Genomic DNA, 20,649 nt, shown 5'->3' with positions numbered 1-20,649 from the left:
TTAGTCGCCGCATAGCCGAAACGCCTGTCAGGCTCCTTGTTCTTCCTCGGTTTTTTTCATTGGGCGAGGATTAAAATGCCGGCTTAGCTGAATTGCCATTTCTAATGATTGTTCATAATTCAGGCGAGGATCAACGAGGCTTTTATAAGCGTGCTTTAAATCTTCTTCACTTAAGCCCCGGGCTCCACCGATGCATTCGGTGACGTTATCTCCAGTTAATTCAAAATGAACACCACCTAAATTGCTGTTCATTTCAGTATGAATTCGATCGGCTTGCTGCAATTCTGATAAAATATTATCAAAATGACGGGTTTTTATTCCATCTGCAGTAGTTTCTGTATTTCCATGCATAGGATCGCAAGACCAGGTGACTGGAATATTAGTCGAGTGCACCGCTTCAATTAAAGGAGGCAATAATTGAGAAATTGATTGTGCGCCAAACCGGGTAATCAGTAATACTCTTCCTGCCTCGCAATTAGGGTTAATAATTTTCAGTACATCAATCAGCCATTCCCGCGTGGCTTTCGGTCCGACCTTAATTCCAATGGGATTTTGAATACCCCGCATAAATTCAAGATGGGCGCTATCCAGTTGCGCGGTTCTCATTCCTATCCAGGGAAGGTGAGTGGATAAATCGTACCACAGCCCGTCATGCAAACGCCGGGTCAAGGCCTGCTCATAATGCAGATGTAAAGCTTCATGAGAAGTATAAAAATCCACTTTGCTTAAGTTGTTTAAATCATGACCATTAATGGCCTGAAAAAAATCCAGCGAATCAGCAATTGAGTGCACCAGTGAATGGTATTCATCCGCTTGCGGCGAATGATCAACAAATCGCAAATCCCATTGCTGAGGATGGTTCAGATCTGCAAAGCCGCCGTCGAGAAGCGCTCGGATAAAATTGAGCGTCATCGCAGCACAGCTGTAACCCTGAAGCATTAACTTGGGGTTTGGAATACGTGATTGCGCATTAAATTGGGGTGAGTTAACCAAATCACCGCGATAGCTGGGCAGAGTCACCCCATCAATCGTTTCAAAATCAGAGGAGCGGGGTTTGGCGTATTGGCCGGCAATTCGTCCCACTCGAATAATTGGTTTACGCATTCCATGCAGTAGAATCAGGCTCATCTGCAGAAGAATTTTCAGTTTGTTACTGATAATATCCGAACGGCATTCGCTAAAAGATTCCGCGCAATCGCCTCCTTGCAGAATAAACGCTTTTCCCTGTCCTGCAAGCGCAATTTCCTTTCTGAGATTTTTAATTTCACCGCTGGTCACCAGCGGCGGTAACTGACTCAACTGTTCAACGACTTTTTCCAGCTGTGTCTGATCAGGATAGACTGCTGCTTGCTGGTAGGAGAACTGTTGCCAGGAAGTTGGCGACCACGCGTTCATAAGCACCTTGGATTACATTAATAATTCAACAAGTATGCGATAACTGCGTGGGAGTAGCAAGAAGGAATCAGCCAGGGGAGCAAAGCGCTCCGAGTATCCATTGGATTCTCATTGCTTTTAAGATCTATTCTTCAAAAAAAATGATAAAAAATTTCCATGCAAGCCTTGAATTTATAGTTATCATCCCCATTTTCTGTTGTCGGTAAATTCAGGAGTTGTTCAGATGAGCAGTGAAAAAACAAAAGACTGGAAAAAAATTAAAGAAGAAATCGAGCAAAAACTCAATGAAGACACTGAAAATTCAATTGATACGGATGAAGAGGAAGGTGAGAGCGGGAGCAGTGGAAAAGCATCTGAAACTGCCCTGGATCATCCAAGCTACACCGCGCTCGAGGAAAAGCTGACTCTGGCTGAGCAACAGGCTCATGAGAACTGGGAAAAATCGGTACGCGCAATGGCCGAGCTTGAAAATGTCCGACGTCGGGCTGAGCGCGATATCGCCAACGCCCATCGCTACGGCCTGGAGAAATTTATCACCTCGCTTCTTCCTGTAGCTGACAGCCTGGAACAAGCAATGCAGTTGGCTGATAAATCGGCTCAGGATGGCATGTATGAAGGCCTCGAACTTACGATGAAGTTATTTCTGGATGCGCTGGCCAAGCAGGATGTTGTGCAGATTGATCCGCAGGGGCAATTGTTTAATCCCCAGGAACATGAAGCCATGTCAATGGTGGCAGTGCCAGATGCAGAGCCTAATACAATCGTCACTGTATTTCAGAAAGGATATAAATTGGCGGACCGAATTATTCGTCCGGCTCGTGTTATTGTGTCAAAAAAATAAAACTGGTTGCAGGCATATTGGCTTGAATTTATTAGATTCACCCCCATATGTTGGACTAATTGCAATAAAAATTTATATTGGAGCAAAGGCAAATGGCAAAAATTATTGGTATTGACTTAGGTACGACTAACTCCTGTGTTGCGGTTATGGAAGGTAAAAATGTACGTGTTATCGAGAATAGCGAAGGTCATCGCACAACGCCATCCATTGTCGCATTTACTGAAGACGATGAAGTTTTAGTTGGGCAATCAGCCAAGCGTCAGGCAGTAACCAATCCGGATAAAACCTTGTTTGCTGTCAAGCGTTTAATCGGCCGCCGCTTTGATGATGCGGTTGTTCAGAAAGACATTAAAATGGTTCCTTACAAAATTGTCAAAGCAGACAATGGCGACGCCTGGGTTCAGGTTAAAGGCCAGGATAAAGCCCCTCCGCAGATCTCTGCAGAAGTACTGCGCAAAATGAAGAAAACCGCTGAAGATTATCTCGGTGAAGAAGTGAAAGAAGCGGTAATCACTGTTCCTGCATATTTCAATGACTCTCAACGTCAGGCAACCAAGGATGCGGGTCGTATTGCCGGTCTGGAAGTCAAACGTATTATTAACGAACCTACTGCCGCAGCTCTTGCTTATGGTATGGACAAAAAACGCGGTGATTCAGTAATCGCTGTTTATGACCTGGGTGGTGGTACATTTGATATTTCAATCATCGAAATTGCTGAAGTTGAAGGCGAACACCAGTTTGAAGTATTGGCTACTAACGGTGACACATTCCTCGGCGGGGAAGATTTCGACCTGGCATTGATTGAATACCTGGCTGCTGAATTCAAGAAAGACACTGGTATTGATCTGCACAATGATCCTTTAGCTCTGCAGCGGCTGAAAGATGCAGCAGAAAAGGCGAAAATTGAATTGTCATCTGCTCAGCAGACCGATGTGAATCTGCCTTATATTACTGCCGATTCCAGTGGTCCAAAACACATGAACATCAAGCTGACCCGTGCCAAGCTGGAGTCACTGGTAGAAAAATTGGTTGAGCGTACTATTGAACCCTGTAAAACAGCACTCAAAGACGCTGGATTAACTGTTTCCCAGATTAATGAAGTGATCCTTGTGGGCGGTCAGACCCGTATGCCTTTAGTGCAAAAAACAGTACAGGATTTCTTTGGTAAAGAACCGCGTAAAGATGTGAACCCTGACGAAGCGGTTGCTGTGGGTGCGGCTATTCAGGCTGCTGTATTGTCCGGTGAGGTAAAAGATATTCTGCTGCTTGACGTTACTCCGCTTTCTCTGGGTATTGAAACTCTGGGTGGTGTAATGACCAAGTTAATTCAGAAGAATACTACTATACCGACCAAGGCAAATCAGGTATTTTCCACGGCTGATGATAGGCAAACCGCGGTCACTGTGCATGTTTTACAAGGCGAGCGTGAGCAGGCTTCAGCTAATAAATCGCTTGGTCGATTTGATTTGACGGATATTCCTGCAGCGCCTCGTGGTGTGCCCCAGATTGAAGTGACTTTTGACATTGACGCAAACGGTATCTTGAATGTATCAGCAAAAGACAAGGCAACCGGTAAAGCGCAATCTATCGTCATTAAAGCGTCCAGCGGTCTTAGCGATGAAGAAGTTGATGCAATGGTTAAGGATGCTCAATCTCACGCGGAAGAAGATAAGAAATTTAAAGAGATGGCCGACTTGCGTAACCAGGCGGACAGCTTAATTCACAGTAGTGAGAAATCACTGACTGACCTGGCAGGTGAACTCGATGATGCTGAGAAAAAAGGCATTGAGTCTGCAATAGCCGAGTTGAAAGAAGCTGTGAAAGGCAATGATAAAGAGCAAATGGAAGAGAAATTGAAAGTTCTCTCCGACGCTTCTGGAAAAATGGCTGAACGCGTTTATGCCAAAAAAGCCGCTGAAGGACAAGCCCAGCAAGGTGGCGAAGCGCCTCATGCCGGCCAACAGTCACATGCTGGTGAAACTCAATCGGGCAAGCCTTCTGACGGTGTTGTGGATGCTGAGTTTGAGGAAGTTCAGGACGATAAGAAATAAAACCTTAACAGGTTGTTTCTTCTTCGGTGCAGGCGCCAACTCAAGAGTTTCCAAAATCCTCTCTCCCCTTAGGGGAGAGAGTTAGAGAGAGGGGTTTAAAGTGAACCCTCACCCTTACCCTCGCCCAACTTGGGAGAGGGATTTCTTTTGAGGTTGACGCCCATATGCTAAAGCAGAGATTTATTTAAATGTAGCCTTGATATGCGAAGCGCATCAAGGTTTTTTTGCTTAAGAATGCGAAATCCGGATGTCATTTATTTCGCAAGGGCTACAATTTAATAGTATAGAATAGGTGGAAGAGCGTCGCGGTGTTCGATAAACCAGGCGTTCTTTTTGTATTATTCCGTTTTTACCCCGGGTAAAAGCATAGTTATTGGTGTGTGCAGTCATGGATCAACGGGATTATTATGAGATTCTGGGTGTTAATCGTGGAGCCAATGAAGGCGAAATAAAAAAAGCTTATCGAAAATTGGCAATGAAATATCATCCGGATCGTAATCCAAATGATAATGTCGCGGAAGATAAATTCAAAGAAGTACAAAGAGCCTACGCAGTGTTATCCGATCCGCAAAAGCGGGCTGCCTATGATCAGTTCGGTCATGCGGGAGTAGATGGGGCTGCAGGCGGTTTTGGCGGCCAGGGTGGATTCGGGTTTGGCGATGTGTTTGAAGATATCTTTGAAAATATTTTCTCAGGCGGACGCACGCATAGCCGGCAGTCCAGAGGGCAGCGCGGATCGGATTTACAGTATAATATTCAGTTAACGCTTGAAGAAGCAGCACTGGGGAAGCAGGTAGAAATCACTGTGCCCCGGCATGCGGCTTGCCAGACCTGCAGTGGTTCGGGCGCAAAAGCCGGTTCAACCCCAAAAAATTGTGAAACCTGTGGGGGGATAGGTCAGGTACGAATTCAGCAGGGCTTTTTTTCTATTCAGCAAACATGCCCCGGTTGTCATGGTGAAGGTAAAATAATTACTGATCCCTGCACGAGCTGTCATGGGCAAGGTCGAGTCAGAGAAAGTAAAAAATTAACCGTTAAAATTCCCGCCGGTGTCGATAATGGCGACCGCGTTCGTTTGTCCGGCGAAGGCGAAGCTGGCGCTTACGGCGGCGGTTCGGGTGATTTGTACGTCCAGATTAATGTCAAGCAACATGCTATTTTTGAACGTCATGAGAGTGATTTATATTGCGAAGTGCCTATTAGCTTTGCCACCGCAGCTTTAGGCGGCACGATTGAAGTACCGACTCTCGAGGGGCGCGTTAGTCTGAAAATTCCACCTGAAACACAAACTGCTAAAGTGTTTCGATTACGCGGAAAGGGTATGAAATCGGTACGCGGGCATGGGGTTGGTGATTTGTTATGTAAAGTGGCAGTAGAAACGCCTGTGAATTTATCCAAAGAACAGAAAGAACTGTTAACGAAATTACAGGAATCTTTGGACAGTAGCAAAAAAACCCATTCTCCCAAGTCAAGCTCCTGGTTTGATGGTGTAAAAAAGTTTTTTGAAGACATGAAATTTTAACACGTCTGAGCTACAATTACGGCTTTGATGTATTTTTCCGCCGTTGTACGGCACTGCCATTCAGGAAGCGCATTGAGGAATTCGCGCCATGTGCGCGAATAAAGGATTAAGCAGCTTATACTGGCTGCTGCCTCACAGCATACAAAGGGATTTCACGCAATGGCAGCGAGACTAATGATTGCCTATTTGTAGGATTTTCTTCATGTTGAATAAACCAGCCATATTAGCTCTTGCTGATGGAACACTTTATCATGGACTCTCTGCAGGCGCTTCCGGCCACTGTGTTGGAGAACTCGTTTTTAATACGGCAATGACTGGTTACCAGGAAATGCTCACTGACCCTTCCTATGCCCGCCAGATAATTACACTGACCGCTGCACATGTAGGGAATACCGGTTGTAACGAAGAGGATATGGAATCATCACGAATTTGGGCCGCAGGACTGGTTATGCGTAACTGCACTCAATATCCCAGTAATTATCGCTCGACGCTATCATTACCTGAATGGTTAAAACGAAATGGGGTTGTGGCTATTTCAGGGATTGATACCCGCCAGTTAACTATTCATTTACGTGAACAAGGGGCGATAGGGGCTTGCATCAGTACGCAGGCAGATAAACCCGAGCAAGCGATTGAGAGAGCCCGGGCCTTTAGCGGGTTAAATGGTGCGGATCTGGCCTGTGAAGTGTCGCGCCAGGCAATTGACCGCTGGGATGAAGGTCGTGGGCAATGGGCATTAGACTCGCGTCCGCTTCAATACCATGTAGTGGCCTATGATTTTGGTGTGAAACATACCATTCTTCGTATTCTGAAAGACAAAGGCTGTTACATCACCCTTGTGCCTGCTAAAACCAGCGCAGAAGAAGTACTCGCTCTAAACCCTGATGGCGTATTTCTCTCTAATGGACCCGGTGATCCATTAGCCTGCGACTATGCAATCAACGCAACCCGAATTTTTCTGGAAGAGGGGATCCCGCTATTTGGAATTTGCCTTGGTTTTCAAATTTTAGGGCTGGCTGCCGGCGGCAAATCACTAAAAATGAAGTTCGGCCATCACGGCGCCAATCATCCCGTGGCTGAATGTGATGGGAAAAAACGCGTGTTCATTACCAGTCAGAATCATGGCTTTTCAATTGATGAAGCCAGTTTGCCAGGTTGTCTGGAAGTGACCCATCGCTCTTTGTTTGATAATAGTTTGCAGGGAATAAGACACAAAACGAAGCCTGCTTTTGGATTTCAGGGACACCCTGAATCAAGCCCGGGGCCTCATGATATTGAGATCCTGTTTGAACAATTTATTTCGATGATGAAAAATGACAAGTAATTGACCCCTATTACTATAAACCCAGAAACTGTTTTTACATCCTGATGAATCGCGTCTCGACATAAGCATCAGACAATTTAAACCAAGAGGTCCGGGAAGCAATGTTGTTTGCCGCAAACTCAGAGCATTAACGTTAAAAGGAAATATAGAAGTGACCGAGCTAAAAGTATTTACTTCAGAATCCGTTTCTGAAGGTCATCCTGACAAAATCGCAGATCAGATTTCTGACGCTATTCTTGATGCAATTCTTAGCAAAGACCCCAAAGCAAGAGTTGCCTGTGAGACTTTTGTAAAAACCGGTATGGTTTTAGTCGGCGGTGAAATCACGACTTCTGCCTGGGTGGATGTTGAAGAAATTACCCGTCAGGTGATTAAAGAGATTGGCTATAACAGTTCGGAGATGGGTTTTGATTGGGCCTCCTGTGCCGTTCTTTCGGCAATAGGCAAGCAATCGCCTGATATTGCCCGTGGAGTGGACAATCAGGACACAAAAATTCTGGGTGCAGGGGATCAGGGCTTAATGTTTGGTTATGCAAGTCGCGAGACCGATGTTTACATGCCTGCCCCGATTGCTTACTCTCATCGTTTGATGGAGAAGCAGGCAGAGCTCAGAAAAAATGGCAGCATTTCCTGGTTGCGACCCGATGCAAAATGCCAGCTGACCCTTCTTTATGAGAATGGTATGCCGGTTGCTGTGGATACGGTTGTATTTTCGACCCAGCATCATCCTGATGTGAGTTATAATGAGCTGGTTGAAACAATCAAATCCGCAATCATTCATGAAGTGATTCCAGCAGAATGGTTAAATAGCAAAACACGCTATTTTATTAATCCCACCGGTCGATTTGTAATCGGCGGACCCTTAGGGGATTGCGGTTTAACCGGAAGAAAAATCATTGTGGATACTTATGGCGGCATGGCCAGACATGGCGGCGGCTGCTTCTCAGGAAAAGATCCATCCAAGGTTGACCGTTCAGCGGCCTACGCTGCGCGCCATGTAGCTAAAAATCTGGTCGCCGCAGGAATTGCAGAAAAATGTGAGATTCAGGTTTCCTATGCGATTGGTGTTGCGGAACCTACTTCCATCAGTGTAGAAACCTTTGGCACCGGGGTTCTTCCGGAATATACCATCATCAACCTGATTCGCGAGCATTTCGATTTAACGCCGCAGGGTATTATTGATCATCATGAATTGTTAAGACCTATCTACCGTCAGACAGCCACTTATGGCCATTACGGCAGACCGGATTTTCCCTGGGAAAGACTGGATAAAGTCGATGCTTTAAAAAAGGCGCTTTAATTCATAAGCTGTCAGTTATTAACGCAAGGAATATTATGAAACCAACGAATGTAGCCAGTACCCTGCAAACACATCAAGATTATAAAGTGGCTGATTTGTCACTTGCAGACTGGGGACGCAAGGAAATCGCCATCGCCGAAACGGAAATGCCAGGCTTAATGGCCTTACGTGAAGAGTTTGCTGCTCAAAAGCCGCTTAAGGGGGCTCGCATTGCAGGTTGTCTGCATATGACGATTCAAACGGCAGTTCTGATTGAGACTCTCATCGCTTTGGGTGCTGAGGTCAGATGGTCTTCCTGCAATATTTTTTCTACTCAGGATCATGCCGCTGCTGCGATGGCGGAAGTGGGAGTTCCCGTGTTTGCCTGGAAAGGCGAGACAGAAGAGGAATACTGGTGGTGTGTAGAACAGACATTGCGCGGTCCAAATGGTTGGACCCCCAATCTGTTGCTGGATGATGGCGGCGATTTAACGCAGGTTCTGCACGAAAAGTATCCTGAGATGCTGAAAAACATTCATGGCGTTTCAGAAGAAACAACCACCGGTGTAGCCAGATTGTATGAAATGGCCCGAAACAATCAATTAATGATCCCTGCTATCAATGTCAATGATTCGGTCACCAAATCCAAATTCGATAACCTGTACGGTTGCAGAGAATCCTTACTTGACGGGATTAAACGGGCTACTGATGTCATGATTGCCGGTAAGATTGCCTTGATTATGGGCTATGGTGATGTGGGTAAGGGCTGCGCTCAGGCGCTTCGCGGTCAGGGAGCCACTGTGTGGATTACCGAAGTGGACCCAATTTGTGCTCTCCAGGCTGCAATGGAAGGATATCGCGTAGTAACCCTCGATGATGTGGCACATGAAGTGGATATCGTGGTAACAGCCACAGGAAATTATCATGTGGTAGCCCATGAGCATATGATTCGCATGCGCAATCAGGCGATTCTCTGTAATATCGGTCATTTCGACTCAGAAATTGATATCCAGAGCCTGAGACAATATCAATGGGAAAATATCAAACCGCAGGTGGACCATGTCATTTTCCCTGACGGCAAACGATTAATCGTCCTGGCTGAAGGCCGCCTGGTGAATCTGGGCTGTGCGACAGGACATCCAAGCTTTGTGATGTCAGCTTCTTTCTCCAATCAGGTATTGGCACAAATTGAATTATTCACCAATGCCAGCCAATATCAAAAGCAGGTTTATGTACTGCCTAAATTATTGGACGAAAAAGTGGCTCGTCTGCATCTCAAACGCATCGGAGCAAAGCTGACGACCTTGACTAAACAGCAAGCTGAATATTTGGGTGTAAAAGCGAACGGACCTTACAAACCCGACCACTATCGTTATTAATCAATATTCAAAGCAACTGACCTGTTATCTTTGCGAACAAAGTGAAGCAATCCAGATCGAACCTTGAACAGAGTTAGGGGTTGGATTGCTTCGCTGACGCTCGCAAAGACGGTTTTTCTGAATCATCAAGACTATGAACTTTCCCTACCATATTATCGACCTGACCCAGACGATCTCTGAAAGCTGCCCAAGCTGGGAAAATAAATGCGGTTTTTCCTCTTCTTTGATTCTTGATTATAGCGATTGAAATAGTGATGTGAAATTTCGCGTTGAACGCTTTAGCATGGAAGTCGGAGAGGGTACCCATATGGATGCACCTGCCCATTGTGTTCCTGGCGGGGCCTCGGTTGAACAAATTCCTTTATCTCAATTAGCGTTTTGTACCTCAATAATTCCAGTGTTTACTTCATTCAAATGTGAGCCGAATAAGTTTTTTATGGGCTTGATTTATGAGCCGAATAATCCTATTATTTAACTCAAAAATTGAGCCGAATAACCTCGCTAATCGGCTCATGGAGCAGAGTTCATGAACGATAATCAAATAAAATGGATCTGGCAATTGCCCGATTGGCCCAGGTTTCAGTGGCAGGAACAGCTCATTCAGCCTTTATTGCGTGAAGTCCGATTAAAACAGGGGATTTTAATAGGTCGAACAGGATCGATAGCAGATAATATATCACTAGAGTCTGCTCTGGATACTTTATTGCAAAATATAATTGCATCTTCCGCTATAGAAGGTGAGCGTTTGAATGAAGACTCTGTGCGCTCTTCTCTGGCAAAACGACTAGGATTACATCTTAAGCAGCCTTATCCAACTAATGAGCGCTCAGAAGGTTTAGCGCAAATAATGTGGGATGCTATCGATAACTTAAACACTGATTTATCACTAGAACGCTTGCAGCAATGGCACAAATGGTTATTTCCTAACCATGAAATGTCTACATTGTATAGAGTTAACGCAGGGCAGTTAAGAGGTGATGAGCCTATGCAAGTAGTTTCTGGCCGTATCGATAAGCCAACGGTGCATTTTGAAGCGCCGCCAAAGCAACGATTAGAGGACGAATTAAATACGTTTCTGGAGTGGTTCAATCAGACCCTGCGAGATCCAACATTGGATCCCTTATTACGTGCCGCAATTAGTCATTTTTGGTTTATAACAGTGCATCCATTTGAAGATGGAAATGGGCGGATCACGCGTGCGCTAACCGATTTAGCTTTAGCTCAGGAGGATAAGCAAAGTATTCGATTGTATGCTATGTCGGCAATTATTCTCGCTAATCGCAATGATTATTATAAAATTTTGGAAAAAAGTCAGTGTCAAACAACAGATATAACTTTATGGTTATTATGGTTTTTAAAAACTTTGGATACGAGTATTCAAACTGCAATTAATAAGATTGATCACACTCTCGCTAAGAGCCGCTTTTGGCAGATTTTTCAAGAAAGTGAACTTTCCAGGGAGCAAATAAAAATTATTAATTTAATGTTTGATGAAAAAGACAACGCATTTGAACAAGGGATTAGTGCTGCTCAGTATAAAAAGATTACTAAAGTTAGTAAGGCCACAGCAACCAGACATCTTTCTGATTTGGTGGATAAAGGTTGTCTTGAAAAACTACCTGGTGGAGGGAGGAGTACCCGATATCGAATCACATCCAGGTTAAACTTCTAATAAGCTGCTATTCAAAAAAGTCATTCCTGACGCAGGAATGACTTGATTCGCGGGACAGAGAGACCCTTATTCCCAGGCTGGTATTGCTGCGTCACCAAATAACTCTTTGGCTTTTGCTTTGACTTGAGGTGATTGGAAAGCCTTAACAAACTCTTCGAGTTGAACTTTCTTTTCACTGTTTTGATTAATGACAATCAGATTAGCATAGGGTGAGTTTTTATCCTCAACAAAAATGGCGTCTTTAAGTGGGTCAAGGCCGGCCGGAATGGCGAAGGTAGTATTGATGATCGCTGCATCCACATCATCAAGCACGCGCGGCAATTGACCTGCGTCCATTTCCTTGATTTGCAGGTGTTTGGGATTTTCGGAAATATCCGCAACGGTCATTGTAGTGTCGTCTTTTTTTAATTGAATCAAGCCGGCTTTTTGCATTAAAAGAAGGGCTCTTTCCTCGTTACTGGGATCATTTGGGATAGCGATGATGGCATTATCGCCGATTTCGCTGATAGCTTTATGTTTGCTGGAGTAGATCCCTGTTGGGTAAACAAAGGTTTTGCCAATAGGTTCGAGCGTATAGCCGTGGGCTTTCATGGAGGCTTTCAAATAGGGAAGATGCTGATAGACGTTGGCATCAATGCTCCCATCCTGTAAGGCTTCATTTGGCAAGTTATAGTCATTGAATTCAACTATTTTTACTACTAAATCATATTGCGTCAGTGCAACTTCCTTAGCGGCTTCCACCAAATCGGTTTCTGGACCGGAGATGGTTCCTATAATCAGAGTATTAGGGGAGGGCTTACTGCATGCCAGTAAACTAAGGCTTAAAAAAATAATGGAAAATAAGCGCATGAAAAATCTCCTGTTAACAATGAGTGTAGCGTCTGGTTAATCGGTCACCTGCCATTTGTAATAACTGGACGATACCGACAAGAATGATTACGGTGACAATCATTACGGTCGAATTAAAACGCTGATAGCCGTAACGGATAGCCAGATCTCCAAGACCGCCTCCGCCGATTGTACCCGCCATTGCGGTATAATTAACCAGCGCAATAGCAGTCACTGTGGTGGCCTGGATGAGCGATGGGAAGGCTTCGGGTAGTAAAATGTGTTTAATCATTTGCCAGGTATTTGCGCCCATGGAAAAGCCGGTTTCAATCAGTCCGGCGGGAAGCCCCTGATAAATATTATCCACCAGACGTGCATAAAAAGGGATAGCACCTATGGTTAAGGGAACAATAGCGGCATTGATTCCAATGGACGTGCCTATCAAGAGACGTGTGAAGGGAATTAAGGCGACCAGTAATATAATAAAGGGGATTGAACGCGTAAAATTAATCAGGCCGGCGGTAAAACGATTAATCCAGGCATGCGGTCTTATTCTGGAGGAAGTAAATAATAAGGTACCCAGGGGCAGACCCAGTAAAGTTGCCAGAATAGTGCTTACTGCCGTCATATAAACTGTCTCAAGACTGGCTTGAACAACATCATAAAGCAGGTTCAGTGACATAACCTAAAATCTCCACAGTTAAATTGGCTTTCTCACAACGCTCAATAAAAGCAGTTAACAAGTTATCATCCGCTATTAGTTCTACAACCAGCACCCCACAGGTCACGGTATCGAAACGATCAATATTAGCCAGCAGAATGTTAATATCAATATGCAATTCCCGACTGGTTTTACTAATGAAGGGTACGGTGGCATTGTCGCCCTGAAAGAGTAAACGCAGCAGAGGTTTATTATTGGGTTTCTGAGTCAGTGTGCCCGCCAGGCATGGTGGTAATTGCGGGCTTAATTGGGAATATAACATATTCCTTGCCAGACTTTGGGGATCTTTAAATGCACTGGCCAGCGAAGTTACCTCAATAATCTGGCCTTTTTCCATAACCGCCAGGCGATGGCAAATTCGCTTCACTACATCCATTTCATGGGTAATCAGAACGATGGTAATCCCATAGACTCCATTTATTTTTTTTAACAGCGATAAAATGGACTCGGTGGTTTCAGGATCCAGGGCCGAGGTTGCTTCGTCACAAAGAAGGATTTTGGGTGAGCAGCTCAAAGCACGCGCAATGGCGACCCGTTGTTTCTGACCGCCGCTTAATTGGGCTGGATAGGCATGTTTTTTGTCCTGCAATTCGACCAGTGGTAATAATTCTTCAATCTTTGCGGCGATTCCATCTTCGCTGATGCCCTGTATCCGCATGGGCAGTGCGATATTGTCATACACGGTCTTTGATTGCAGGAGATTAAAATGCTGAAAAATCATGGCTATTTTATGGCGGGCCTGTCGCAGCTCAGATTCGGTCAGTGAAGTCATTGCTTTATTGTCAACGAGAACTTCGCCTGAATCTGGCCGTTCAAGCAAATTGATACTGCGCAGTAAAGTAGATTTTCCAGCACCACTGCGGCCAATTATGCCAAATATTTCACCTTCCTGAATGAATAAACTGACGTTATTCAGAGCAGTTACCTGATGGTAAGATTTGTGAAGCCCAACTAATTCAATCATATGTCTATATTACCTACGAGGAGTACAGCAGGCGGGAATAGGGCAGGATGGGATGTGTGATCCGCTTTAGCCGTTTTACAAAAACCAGAGACTGGTCTTGTGCGCCCGCAAGCTGAAATTTCAAATCGGCGCAATGGATCAATAATACGCTATTTTTTCAATAAGGGGAATATATTTTTTAAATTTTGCTATGTTTTTGAGCAAGATAGCAGAGAGAAGAAGCTCATATGAATTTGACTTTCATTAAAGTTCTTGGCATCTTAACGCTTTTTTAGCAAGGAGCAGTAATGAAAAAAACAGTCCTCTCTTTAATGGCAGCAGCCGCTTTCTCTGTTCAGGCAGCTGAGCTGGCCAGTTTTCCAGAGGTTGCCGATGCAGTGAGTCACGGACAAGTCTTAAGTTTTGTCTGGTCGGTTAAAAACTGTGTCTCGGAAATGCCTTTACCTGATGTCACAACATCTATACAACCCAACGCTATAATGCTGATAGCAGGTCAACTGGTCACCGCCTCTGATCGTCATTTTACCCTGAACGACCCATTTCTGCCTGGAACACCTGCCTTTGGCTATAGCAAATTTGAGCTGACTGCGGACGGTAAGGCTGCATTGAAAATTACATTAATGCGTGCTGCTGACTACAGCAAGGTTAAGGAATATAGCATCCAATGTCATCTGGGAAATGGCTTGAATATTTTTACCGCGGGCTAATAGTTGTCTGAAACTAACCTTGATGCATTGCATCAAGGTTATAGATGATTTACTGATTTAATTCTTCTCTATTCCTGTAGTATTCCAGTGCTTCCGGGTTTGCCAGAGAGCTTAAATTACTTACGGTCTCACCATGAACCACTTGCCTGACTGCGACTTCTACAATTTTCCCGCTCATCGTTCGCGGAATATCCGCCACTTGCAAAATCCTGGCCGGCACGTGTCGAGGTGAGGCATTTTTGCGGATAATATCCCGTATTTTTTGTTGTAATTCCTCAGTCAATTGATAACCATTACGCAGCTTGACGAATAAAACGACCCGAACATCGTCCTCCCATTTCTGGGCAATTACGATGCTTTCCAGTACCTCTGCCACTTTTTCGACCTGACGATAGATTTCAGCGGTGCCTATTCTTACGCCGCCGGGATTTAATACTGCATCGGAACGCCCATAAATAATCAGGCCTTTGTGCGGTGTAAGTTCAGCAAAATCACCATGGGCCCACACCTTTTCGAATCGTTCAAAATAAGCATGCTTATAGGCTTTTTTATCAGGATCATTCCAAAAGCCTATGGGCATTGAGGGAAATGCCTGAGTGCATACCAGCTCCCCGCATTCTTCCTGTAACGCCTGACCTTCTTCATTATAAATTTTCACTGCCATGCCTAAACCGCGGCATTGCAGTTCGCCGCGGTAAACGGGCAATATCGGGTTACCCAATGCAAAGCAGGAGACGATGTCTGTGCCGCCGGAAATTGAACTTAACTGCACATCGGATTTGATTTGCTGGTATACAAAATCATAATTTTTGGGCAGCAGCGGGGAACCTGTCGATAAAATAGCTTTTAATGAGGGCATGGAATAGCGCGAGCCTGGAGCGGCCCCCGCTTTTTCAACAGCAGAGAGAAACTTGGCACTGGTTCCAAACACGGTAACCCCTTCTTCATCTACCAATTGAAATAACCGATAGGCGTCTGGAAAATTGGGAGCGCCTTCATAAAGAGTTAATGTCGCGCCTAAGGCCAGCACAGAAACCATCCAGTTCCACATCATCCAGCCGCAGGTTGTATAAAAACAAAGATTATCCTGTTCTGAAATATTACTGTGCAGCCCAAGTTCCTTAATATGCTGCAATAAAGTGCCGCCCGCGCCGTGCATGATGCATTTGGGCTTACCGGTTGTTCCTGATGAGAAAAGAATGTAAAGCGGATGCGCAAAAGGCAGGGAGGTAAACTGACAATCTGCAGCAGGCTTAAGAAAGTCTTGCCACCAGACGGCCTTATCGATTGCGTCGATATTAAAAGGCTCATTGATGATTGGGGAAATAATGACCTGTTGTATAGAGGGTATCGCTTTTTTTAATTCTGCAATTTTGTCTTCGGCGAGATGTGTTTTGCCCATATACTGGTGGCCATTACAGGCAAATAAAACTTTGGGTTCAACCTGCCCAAGCCGGTCAATGGCCGCCTGAGCGCCGAAATCGGGGGAGCAGGACGACCAGATTGCACCAATTGAGCTGGTTGCCAGCATGGCGATGATGGTATGGGCGACATTGGGCATAATAGCGGCCACTCGGTCGCCTTTGCAAACGCCGGCATCGAGAAGACCCTGGGTACAATAGGCCACTTGCTGTCGTAATTGTTTATAGCTTAGCTGTTCACGTTTTCCATTTTCATCAATACTTACAATGGCGGGGTAATCGTCATTGCGTTTCAATAATTGACTGGCGAAATTAAAGCGTGCTCCTTCAAACCATCTGGCTTCCAGCATATGCTCATGATGATTTAAAACCTCTTCAGCTGAATCATCCCATTCTATGCCGAAAAAATCCGCTATGGCTTGCCAGAATTGTGCAGGTTCCAGGATAGACCAGTCATACAATTGCTCATAGTGATTAAAATCCAATGAGCAGGATTGTTCAACGTAGCGCATAAATTGCCACATTCTGCTTTCTTCAGAATGTTTGGGCTGCCAAACAGGAATGTTCATAATGCTTCCTTTCTTGAAACAATAGTTTATCTGGATACGGGTTGCTGCTGGGTTATACAGTGTATTCCACCGCCGCCAGCAAACACATCCAGTGCGTCGATTTGGCTGATTCGACAGGTGGGAAACAGTTGTTTAAACAGAACAAACGCGGCTTCATCGTAACTTGCATGGCCAAAAGAAGGCATTACAATACCCTGGTTGGCGCGATAGAAGTTAATATAGGATAAGGTGAGACGCTCATCATTCATATAAGTGGCAGGGGGCTGTTCGACAGTGACTACCTCCAGCGCACGCCCTTTGGCGTCACGAGCGGTTTTTAAAATTTCCAGGTTTTCCTGAAGCAGGTAATAGTTAACATCCGTTTTGTCGCTGGTGGTCAGGGCTAATACTTTGGCTGGCTCAATGAAGCAGGCGATTTCATCGATGTGTCCATCAGTTTCGTCGCCAATTAATCCTCTATTTAGCCAAATCGCTTGTTCTGTTCCCAGAAACTCATGTAAATAACTTTCGATCTGATGCTGACCGAGCTGAGGATTACGATTTTTGTTGAGCAGGCATTCACGGGTAGTCAGAACAGTGCCCTCGCCATCGACGTGAAACGAGCCGCCTTCCATAACCAGCGGTGCTTTAAAATAACGGGCCTCAGTATACTGAATAAGGGCTTTGGCTATTTCCTGATCCAGTTCATACTCGGGATAATTTCCCCCCCAGGCGTTATGGATCCAGTCAATTCCTGCCAGCTCATATTGATCATTAAGAAGGAAAGTCGCTCCGGTATCCCGTGTCCAGGAATCATCCAGGGGCAAAGGAATTATGCGGACACTGTCATTGCAGTATTCCGCTACCTGCGCTTCTTCTCCAGGCTGAACCAGCATCATCACTGGCTCGTATTGACTGATGGCCTTGGCGACTTTTGCATACGCTTTTCTGGCGCGTTCCAGTCCAATCGCTGACCAGGTTTGTAAATGGCGTGGCCAGGCCATCCAGCAAGCTGCATGAGGATACCATTCGGCGGGCATGTAATATCCGGCTTGTCGCGGAGTAATCATAAAGATCCCTTTGTTTTGTTGCTGTTAAGATAAGTCAGTTGTGAAAATACACTACGCAATTCATTTAAATAGGTGTTAATGCTTTCCTCAGGAAGATCCGTGTTTAACAATTGTTTCTCATAAGATTGCAGCAATCTTTTTGTATCATAATGAGCCATATTCAACACATTGGTCACAGTATCCCCACTGACCAAATCATTAATTTCAAACCCTTGATTATCTGACAATTTTACATCGAGGGAATTGGTATCGCCAAATAAATTATGCAGATTACCGAGAATTTCCTGGTAGGCTCCTACCATAAAAAAAGCAATCGCATAGGGATTTTGGGGGTCAAAATGGGGCAGCATTAATGTCGGATGTATACGGGAGCTGCCTGTATACTGTTTAAGAGTGCCATCAGAGTCACAGGTTAAATCCTGTAAGATACTGTGCATTGCAGGTGCTTCGGTTAAATGAGTAATAGGCGCTACTGGAAAAATCTGGCCAATGGCCCAGGCATCTGGCAGTGACTGAAAAAAAGAAAGGTTACAAAAAATCTTGGCGGCCATTTGCTCATGAATTAAAGCAATTAATTCATTATCTCCTGGACTCTCCGGATCGAGCCTATTCTGAATTTCCAGACAAATTACAGTAAAAAGCTGCTCAACTTTCGCTTTTTCCTGAAGACTTATCACGCCATGCTTAAACATTGAGTGGGCTTCATCAAGCGAATGCCGGGCATAATTGTAAATTTCACTGGGTAAGCTGTCACTAATGGATTGATAGGTATCCCAGATATCCCGGATGACGTGTGAATCATTGGCGTCGATTTTAGGTAAAGAAGACGATTTTCTGATAATTTCCACATCGGTGATATTGGATACCAGTACTGCATGATGTGCCGTCAAGGCACGGCCAGATTCAGAGATGATATCCGGCTCTGGCATATTGGCCTCTTCACACATGTGCCGAAGTGCCAGCAGAATATTGGTCGCATATTCATTGACGGTATAATTCATTGAGCAGCCGGTACTCGAGCGAGTGCCTTCATAGTCCACTCCTAATCCGCCGCCGACATCAATAGTGCCGATTGGGGCCTCGAGCCGTCTTAATTCAACATAATAGCGGCCAACTTCCAGCATACAGTGGCGAATATCATGAATATTGGCAATTTGTGAACCTAAATGACAGTGCATAAGCTGAAGGCAGTCTAATGCATTATGCGCTTTCAGCTTGCCGACTACCTCGAGAACCTGTTCGGCATTCAGCCCGAATTTTGACTTTGCTCCGCCTGTATTTTCCCACTTGCCAGCGCCTTTGGTAACCAGTCGAATGCGGATGCCGATGCTGGGTTTAACACCCAGACGAGCAGCTTCCCTGAGTAAAATCTCAAGTTCGGATTGTTTTTCAATGACTATAAAAACCTGATGCCCCATTTGCTGAGCAATAAGCGCAATACGAATATAGCCGCTATCTTTATAGCCATTGCATACGATGGTTGTTCTTTGATGGCTAAGCATACCTATAACAGCCATTAACTCCGGTTTGCTTCCCGCCTCAAGGCCTACGCTGAAATGCGGCGATTTAAGCAGTTCGCGGACCACGCATTGCTCCTGGTTGACCTTGATTGGATAAACCAGTTTGTATCTTCCCTGATAACTAATTTCTTCAATCGCTTCATAAAAGGCTTCATGAAGTTTTGCGACCCGATCATGCAGAATATCGACAAATCGAATAAGTAAAGGAAGTTGCAGACCGGCGCGGCTGGCACTATTAACAATGGCCTGAAGCTCTACACCCGGCTTATGCGGATGTTTGCTGACTTCAATATTGCCTTTGTTATTGATTGAAAAATAGCCTTCTCCCCAATGGGAGATATTATAAAAATTCTCGGAAGATGGTTGGGTAGGCATCAGGGGCATCCTGTTGGTTGATGAGGTTTCAACAAGTCATGATAAGTTGCTGGCTGTCTTTGTTTTGGGAATGGAAATAATCGACCCCATAAGTCTCTTTGATTAAAATCGAGTTCTGCAACCACTACTGCGGGTTCATGGCGGGGAGCCTCGGCAATAATTTCACCAAAGGGATTTGAAATAAAACTGCTGCCGTAAAATTCCAGGCCTTCTTCTGTGCCAATCCGGTTGACCGCGATGATAAAGCAGTTAGCCATAATACCCTGAGCAATCATCACTTTCTGCCACATCGGTTGACTGTCAAATTCCGGTGCAGTGGGTTCGGCGCCAATGGCGGTGGGATAAATTAAAAGTTCTGCCCCTTTAAGGCCATAAATACGGGACAGCTCGGGAAACCATTGATCATAACAAGTCGGAAGCCCGGCCCGATGATCGGCAATCCTGTGGATCGGATAGTCAGAATCTCCCGGTTTAAAATAATAATCCTCATGGTATTTTTCGCCGCTAGGGATATGTTGTTTGCGTGTGACAGCTATCAACTCACCCTTGTTATCGAAAGCGACTGCCGTGTTATAGCCCTCTTTCTCAAATAATGAAGCAGTAATAGTAGCATTTGCGGTTTTTGCCATCTGGCCCACAAACTGGGCAGTAGGGCCTGTTTTGATATCTTCCATATAGGGTTCTGGATCAACAGAAGGACTAGTACAGAAGTAGGGGGACAGGGTTAATTCCTGCAGACAAATCAGTTTAGCCCCTTGTCTGGCCGCATGAAGAATACCTTTACTCAATTCTTCCTTGTGCTTGTCAGTATTGGGATACCACTGCTGTTGAACTAATCCTACTGTTAATTTTTTACTATCCACTTTTTCACCTGACTTCGTTGAGAGTTAGAAAAAATAAGTGTGAATATTACACCGGTTTTTAGAAATTCATACAGTAAAGAATCGTTAAAGGAATGAAAAAATTTGTAATTCCCCAGTGCGTCATCCTGAGCGTAGCGAAGGATCTGAAACTGCTTGGAGCTGAGCCCGA

At 44.9% G+C, this 20,649-nt stretch carries 18 protein-coding genes; 9 read left to right on the top strand and 9 right to left on the bottom strand.

The annotated features are described in order from the left end of the window. Positions 1-27: 27 nt before the first annotated feature. Positions 28-1,395, bottom strand: coding sequence for a 3-deoxy-7-phosphoheptulonate synthase class II (locus B1207_RS01925; protein ID WP_112218297.1), 1,368 nt, complete (start codon positions 1,393-1,395; stop codon positions 28-30). A 223-nt stretch (positions 1,396-1,618) separates the two neighbouring features. Between B1207_RS01925 and grpE the strand changes: the two genes are divergently transcribed. From grpE to ahcY, 6 genes are all read left to right on the top strand, one after another. Then, a complete protein-coding gene (gene grpE / locus B1207_RS01920) occupies positions 1,619-2,236 on the top strand; it encodes a nucleotide exchange factor GrpE (protein WP_058507561.1) in 618 nt (205 codons plus the stop codon). A 92-nt stretch (positions 2,237-2,328) separates the two neighbouring features. Then, entirely contained in the window at positions 2,329-4,287 is a 1,959-nt protein-coding gene (gene dnaK / locus B1207_RS01915; protein WP_112218296.1) for a molecular chaperone DnaK, read from the top strand. Between the two features lie 388 nt (positions 4,288-4,675). Then, positions 4,676-5,809, top strand: coding sequence for a molecular chaperone DnaJ (dnaJ, locus tag B1207_RS01910; RefSeq protein WP_112218295.1), 1,134 nt, complete (start codon positions 4,676-4,678; stop codon positions 5,807-5,809). Between the two features lie 202 nt (positions 5,810-6,011). Next, positions 6,012-7,133, top strand: a complete 1,122-nt coding sequence (carA, locus tag B1207_RS01905; RefSeq protein ID WP_112218294.1) for a glutamine-hydrolyzing carbamoyl-phosphate synthase small subunit — start codon at positions 6,012-6,014, stop codon at positions 7,131-7,133. Between the two features lie 151 nt (positions 7,134-7,284). Then, positions 7,285-8,433 carry a methionine adenosyltransferase gene (metK, locus tag B1207_RS01900; RefSeq protein ID WP_058507557.1) on the top strand — a complete coding sequence of 383 codons (1,149 nt, stop codon included), beginning with the start codon at positions 7,285-7,287 and terminating at the stop codon, positions 8,431-8,433. A gap of 35 nt (positions 8,434-8,468) precedes the next feature. Continuing rightward, the gene (gene ahcY, locus B1207_RS01895; protein ID WP_112218293.1) at positions 8,469-9,791 is read left to right on the top strand and encodes an adenosylhomocysteinase; all 1,323 of its coding nucleotides are present in this window, start codon (positions 8,469-8,471) and stop codon (positions 9,789-9,791) included. Positions 9,792-9,864: 73 nt separating this feature from the next. Here ahcY and B1207_RS15895 read toward each other — a convergent pair whose 3' ends face one another. Further along, positions 9,865-10,116, bottom strand: a complete 252-nt coding sequence (locus tag B1207_RS15895; protein WP_172458022.1) for a hypothetical protein — start codon at positions 10,114-10,116, stop codon at positions 9,865-9,867. Between B1207_RS15895 and B1207_RS16175 the strand changes: the two genes are divergently transcribed. Then, positions 10,075-10,266 carry a cyclase family protein gene (locus tag B1207_RS16175; RefSeq protein WP_367379927.1) on the top strand — a complete coding sequence of 64 codons (192 nt, stop codon included), beginning with the start codon at positions 10,075-10,077 and terminating at the stop codon, positions 10,264-10,266. The two genes, B1207_RS15895 and B1207_RS16175, sit on opposite strands and share 42 nt — an antisense overlap. Before the next feature lie 51 nt (positions 10,267-10,317). Then, on the top strand, positions 10,318-11,463 hold the full coding sequence (locus B1207_RS01885; protein WP_112218291.1) for a Fic family protein: 1,146 nt from the start codon (positions 10,318-10,320) through the stop codon (positions 11,461-11,463). 66 nt (positions 11,464-11,529) lie between these two features. Here B1207_RS01885 and B1207_RS01880 read toward each other — a convergent pair whose 3' ends face one another. From B1207_RS01880 to B1207_RS01870, 3 genes are read right to left on the bottom strand one after another with little or no spacing between them, the layout of a single operon-like run. Beyond that, positions 11,530-12,312 carry a MetQ/NlpA family ABC transporter substrate-binding protein gene (locus B1207_RS01880; RefSeq protein ID WP_112218290.1) on the bottom strand — a complete coding sequence of 261 codons (783 nt, stop codon included), beginning with the start codon at positions 12,310-12,312 and terminating at the stop codon, positions 11,530-11,532. Positions 12,313-12,325: 13 nt separating this feature from the next. After that, positions 12,326-12,973: a methionine ABC transporter permease gene (locus B1207_RS01875; RefSeq protein ID WP_112218289.1), complete on the bottom strand. Its 648-nt coding sequence runs from the start codon at positions 12,971-12,973 to the stop codon at positions 12,326-12,328. Next, positions 12,951-13,976 (bottom strand): methionine ABC transporter ATP-binding protein, encoded by a 1,026-nt coding sequence (locus B1207_RS01870; protein WP_112218288.1) that lies wholly within the window; start codon positions 13,974-13,976, stop codon positions 12,951-12,953. The genes B1207_RS01875 and B1207_RS01870 overlap by 23 nt, the downstream gene beginning before the upstream one ends. A 287-nt stretch (positions 13,977-14,263) precedes the next feature. On the opposite strand from B1207_RS01870, the gene B1207_RS01865 reads away from it, so the two are divergent. Then, positions 14,264-14,683 carry a VirK family protein gene (locus tag B1207_RS01865; protein WP_112218287.1) on the top strand — a complete coding sequence of 140 codons (420 nt, stop codon included), beginning with the start codon at positions 14,264-14,266 and terminating at the stop codon, positions 14,681-14,683. A 49-nt stretch (positions 14,684-14,732) separates the two neighbouring features. Here B1207_RS01865 and B1207_RS01860 read toward each other — a convergent pair whose 3' ends face one another. Genes B1207_RS01860 through B1207_RS01845 form a run of 4 tightly spaced genes read right to left on the bottom strand, consistent with a single transcriptional unit; the run spans position 14,733 to position 20,480 of the window. After that, complete coding sequence (locus B1207_RS01860) at positions 14,733-16,673, bottom strand: acetoacetate--CoA ligase (protein WP_112218286.1); 1,941 nt, start codon at positions 16,671-16,673, stop codon at positions 14,733-14,735. A gap of 26 nt (positions 16,674-16,699) precedes the next feature. Then, the gene (locus B1207_RS01855; RefSeq protein ID WP_112218285.1) at positions 16,700-17,722 is read right to left on the bottom strand and encodes an agmatine deiminase family protein; all 1,023 of its coding nucleotides are present in this window, start codon (positions 17,720-17,722) and stop codon (positions 16,700-16,702) included. Next, complete coding sequence (gene speA / locus B1207_RS01850; protein WP_253255759.1) at positions 17,719-19,617, bottom strand: biosynthetic arginine decarboxylase; 1,899 nt, start codon at positions 19,615-19,617, stop codon at positions 17,719-17,721. The genes B1207_RS01855 and speA overlap by 4 nt, the downstream gene beginning before the upstream one ends. Beyond that, positions 19,617-20,480 carry a carbon-nitrogen hydrolase gene (locus B1207_RS01845; RefSeq protein WP_112218283.1) on the bottom strand — a complete coding sequence of 288 codons (864 nt, stop codon included), beginning with the start codon at positions 20,478-20,480 and terminating at the stop codon, positions 19,617-19,619. The genes speA and B1207_RS01845 overlap by 1 nt, the downstream gene beginning before the upstream one ends. Between the last annotated feature and the right edge of the window lie 169 nt (positions 20,481-20,649).

It is taken from the genome of Legionella quinlivanii, from assembly GCF_003265995.1.
In the GTDB taxonomy this organism is placed as follows: domain Bacteria; phylum Pseudomonadota; class Gammaproteobacteria; order Legionellales; family Legionellaceae; genus Legionella_C; species Legionella_C quinlivanii_A.
This window is presented reverse-complemented; position numbering and strand designations above follow the sequence as displayed.